Here is a 4,977-nt window from a genome sequence, read left to right on the forward strand (position 1 = left end):
AACACAGTGGACGCGAGCAACTGAGGACAAGCCCTCGGCCTATTAGTACCGGTCACCTCCACCAGTTACCTGGCTTCCAGATCCGGCCTATCAACCCAGTCGTCTACTGGGAGCCTTACCCTCTCAAGGAGGTGGGAATACTCATCTCGAAGCAGGCTTCCCGCTTAGATGCTTTCAGCGGTTATCCCTCCCGAACGTAGCCAACCAGCCATGCCCTTGGCAGAACAACTGGCACACCAGAGGTTCGTCCGTCCCGGTCCTCTCGTACTAGGGACAGCCCTTCTCAATATTCCTACGCGCACAGCGGATAGGGACCGAACTGTCTCACGACGTTCTAAACCCAGCTCGCGTACCGCTTTAATGGGCGAACAGCCCAACCCTTGGGACCGACTCCAGCCCCAGGATGCGACGAGCCGACATCGAGGTGCCAAACCATCCCGTCGATATGGACTCTTGGGGAAGATCAGCCTGTTATCCCCGGGGTACCTTTTATCCGTTGAGCGACGGCGCTTCCACAAGCCACCGCCGGATCACTAGTCCCGACTTTCGTCCCTGCTCGACCCGTCGGTCTCACAGTCAAGCTCCCTTGTGCACTTACACTCAACACCTGATTGCCAACCAGGCTGAGGGAACCTTTGGGCGCCTCCGTTACTCTTTAGGAGGCAACCGCCCCAGTTAAACTACCCATCAGACACTGTCCCTGATCCGGATCACGGACCCAGGTTAGACATCCAGCACGACCAGACTGGTATTTCAACGACGACTCCACACACACTGGCGTGCATGCTTCAAAGTCTCCCAGCTATCCTACACAAGCCGAACCGAACACCAATATCAAACTGTAGTAAAGGTCCCGGGGTCTTTCCGTCCTGCTGCGCGAAACGAGCATCTTTACTCGTAGTGCAATTTCACCGGGCCTATGGTTGAGACAGTCGAGAAGTCGTTACGCCATTCGTGCAGGTCGGAACTTACCCGACAAGGAATTTCGCTACCTTAGGATGGTTATAGTTACCACCGCCGTTTACTGGCGCTTAAGTTCTCAGCTTCGCCTGGACGAATCCAAGCTAACCGGTCCCCTTAACGTTCCAGCACCGGGCAGGCGTCAGTCCGTATACATCGCCTTACGGCTTCGCACGGACCTGTGTTTTTAGTAAACAGTCGCTTCTCGCTGGTCTCTGCGGCCACCCCCAGCTCACGGAGTAAATCCGATCACCGAGCGTGGCCCCCCTTCTCCCGAAGTTACGGGGGCATTTTGCCGAGTTCCTTAACCATAGTTCACCCGAACGCCTCGGTATTCTCTACCTGACCACCTGAGTCGGTTTAGGGTACGGGCCGCCATGAAACTCGCTAGAGGCTTTTCTCGACAGCATAGGATCATCCACTTCACCACAATCGGCTCGGCATCAGGTCTCAGACTATGTGAGCGGCGGATTTACCTACCACTCGTCCTACACCCTTACCCCGGGACAACCACCGCCCGGGATGGACTACCTTCCTGCGTCACCCCATCACTCACCTACTAACCGCTTGGTTCGGCGGCTCCACCACTTTCCTTTCCCCGAAGGGTCCGGAACGGCTTCACGGCCTTAGCATCACGATGCTCGATGTTTGACGCTTCACAGCGGGTACCGGAATATCAACCGGTTATCCATCGACTACGCCTGTCGGCCTCGCCTTAGGTCCCGACTTACCCTGGGCAGATCAGCTTGACCCAGGAACCCTTAGTCAATCGGCGCAAACGTTTCTCACGTTTGTATCGCTACTCATGCCTGCATTCTCACTCGTCAACCGTCCACAACTACCTTCCGGTGCTGCTTCACCCGGCAGACGACGCTCCCCTACCCATCACAGCGCCCGTTGGGGCTTCATGCTGCAATGACACGACTTCGGCGGTACGCTTGAGCCCCGCTACATTGTCGGCGCGGAATCACTAGACCAGTGAGCTATTACGCACTCTTTCAAGGGTGGCTGCTTCTAAGCCAACCTCCTGGTTGTCTGTGCGACTCCACATCCTTTCCCACTTAGCGTACGCTTAGGGGCCTTAGTCGATGCTCTGGGCTGTTTCCCTCTCGACCATGGAGCTTATCCCCCACAGTCTCACTGCCGCGCTCTCACTTACCGGCATTCGGAGTTTGGCTAAGGTCAGTAACCCGGTAGGGCCCATCGCCTATCCAGTGCTCTACCTCCGGCAAGAAACACACGACGCTGCACCTAAATGCATTTCGGGGAGAACCAGCTATCACGGAGTTTGATTGGCCTTTCACCCCTAACCACAGGTCATCCCCCAGGTTTTCAACCCTGGTGGGTTCGGTCCTCCACGAAGTCTTACCTCCGCTTCAACCTGCCCATGGCTAGATCACTCCGCTTCGGGTCTTGAGCGTGCTACTGAAACGCCCTATTCGGACTCGCTTTCGCTACGGCTTCCCCACCCGGGTTAACCTCGCAACACACCGCAAACTCGCAGGCTCATTCTTCAAAAGGCACGCAGTCACGAGAACGTGCAAGCACGTTCCGACGCTCCCACGGCTTGTAGGCACACGGTTTCAGGTACTATTTCACTCCCCTCCCGGGGTACTTTTCACCATTCCCTCACGGTACTATCCGCTATCGGTCACCAGGGAATATTTAGGCTTAGCGGGTGGTCCCGCCAGATTCACACGGGATTTCTCGGGCCCCGTGCTACTTGGGTGTCTCTCAAGCAAGCCGCTGATGTTTCGACTACGGGGGTCTTACCCTCTACGCCGGACCTTTCGCATGTCCTTCGCCTACATCAACGGTTTCTGACTCGCCCTACGGCCGGCAGACCGTAGAAGAGAGATCCCACAACCCCACATGCGCAACCCCTGCCGGGTCTCACACGCATACGGTTTGGCCTCATCCGGTTTCGCTCGCCACTACTCCCGGAATCACGGTTGTTTTCTCTTCCTGAGGGTACTGAGATGTTTCACTTCCCCTCGTTCCCTCCACACTGCCTATGTGTTCAGCAGCGGGTGACAGCCCATGACGACTGCCGGGTTTCCCCATTCGGAAACCCCCGGATCAAAGCCTGGTTGACGGCTCCCCGGGGACTATCGTGGCCTCCCACGTCCTTCATCGGTTCCTGGTGCCAAGGCATCCACCGTGCGCCCTTAAAAACTTGGCCACAGATGCTCGCGTCCACTGTGCAGTTCTCAAACAACGACCAGCCACCCATCACCCCGAACCGATACGGTCCGAGTGCACTGGGGCCGGCGACTGAGGAGAAGATCAGATCATTCCCTCAGACACCCAACAGCGTGCCCGACACGATCAGCCGACCAGATCAGCGTTCCACGCCCCGAAGAGCAGTACTAGCAGCCTGGTCCATCCTGGACCGTGCCGAATAATCAACGTTCCACCCATGAGCAACCGTGCAAGACATTTGCTTGCAGTCGGCTATGTGCTCCTTAGAAAGGAGGTGATCCAGCCGCACCTTCCGGTACGGCTACCTTGTTACGACTTCGTCCCAATCGCTAGTCCCACCTTCGACAGCTCCCTCCCACAAGGGGTTGGGCCACCGGCTTCGGGTGTTACCAACTTTCGTGACGTGACGGGCGGTGTGTACAAGGCCCGGGAACGTATTCACCGCAGCAATGCTGATCTGCGATTACTAGCGACTCCGACTTCATGGGGTCGAGTTGCAGACCCCAATCCGAACTGAGACCGGCTTTTTGAGATTCGCTCCACCTCACGGTATCGCAGCTCTTTGTACCGGCCATTGTAGCACGTGTGCAGCCCAAGACATAAGGGGCATGATGACTTGACGTCGTCCCCACCTTCCTCCGAGTTGACCCCGGCGGTCTCCTGTGAGTCCCCATCACCCCGAAGGGCATGCTGGCAACACAGAACAAGGGTTGCGCTCGTTGCGGGACTTAACCCAACATCTCACGACACGAGCTGACGACAGCCATGCACCACCTGTACACCGACCACAAGGGGGGCACTATCTCTAATGCTTTCCGGTGTATGTCAAGCCTTGGTAAGGTTCTTCGCGTTGCGTCGAATTAAGCCACATGCTCCGCCGCTTGTGCGGGCCCCCGTCAATTCCTTTGAGTTTTAGCCTTGCGGCCGTACTCCCCAGGCGGGGAACTTAATGCGTTAGCTGCGGCACCGACGACGTGGAATGTCGCCAACACCTAGTTCCCACCGTTTACGGCGTGGACTACCAGGGTATCTAATCCTGTTCGCTCCCCACGCTTTCGCTCCTCAGCGTCAGTAATGGCCCAGAGATCCGCCTTCGCCACCGGTGTTCCTCCTGATATCTGCGCATTTCACCGCTACACCAGGAATTCCGATCTCCCCTACCACACTCTAGCTAGCCCGTATCGACTGCAGACCCGAGGTTAAGCCTCGGGCTTTCACAATCGACGTGACAAGCCGCCTACGAGCTCTTTACGCCCAATAATTCCGGACAACGCTTGCGCCCTACGTATTACCGCGGCTGCTGGCACGTAGTTAGCCGGCGCTTCTTCTGCAGGTACCGTCACTTTCGCTTCTTCCCTGCTGAAAGAGGTTTACAACCCGAAGGCCGTCATCCCTCACGCGGCGTCGCTGCATCAGGCTTTCGCCCATTGTGCAATATTCCCCACTGCTGCCTCCCGTAGGAGTCTGGGCCGTGTCTCAGTCCCAGTGTGGCCGGTCGCCCTCTCAGGCCGGCTACCCGTCGTCGCCTTGGTGAGCCGTTACCTCACCAACAAGCTGATAGGCCGCGGGCTCATCCTTCACCGCCGGAGCTTTCCAACCTCCCAGATGCCCGGGAAGCTCGTATCCGGTATTAGACCCCGTTTCCAGGGCTTGTCCCAGAGTGAAGGGCAGATTGCCCACGTGTTACTCACCCGTTCGCCACTAATCCACCCCGAAGGGCTTCATCGTTCGACTTGCATGTGTTAAGCACGCCGCCAGCGTTCGTCCTGAGCCAGGATCAAACTCTCCGTGAATGTTTTCCCGTAATCGGGATGA

Annotated in this window: 2 rRNA genes; both read right to left on the minus strand. The window is 57.3% G+C overall.

Annotation, left to right across the window (positions count from 1 at the left end):
• Nucleotides 1-22 precede the first annotated feature (22 nt).
• A 23S ribosomal RNA gene (locus tag IO33_RS0141690) occupies nucleotides 23-3,142 on the minus strand.
• A gap of 287 nt (nucleotides 3,143-3,429) precedes the next feature.
• Nucleotides 3,430-4,955 (minus strand): 16S ribosomal RNA (locus tag IO33_RS45295).
• The 16S and 23S rRNA genes sit together here, the layout of an rRNA operon.
• Nucleotides 4,956-4,977: the final 22 nt, after the last annotated feature.

It is taken from the genome of Streptomyces durhamensis (assembly GCF_000725475.1).
Taxonomy (GTDB): Bacteria; Actinomycetota; Actinomycetes; order Streptomycetales; family Streptomycetaceae; genus Streptomyces; species Streptomyces filipinensis.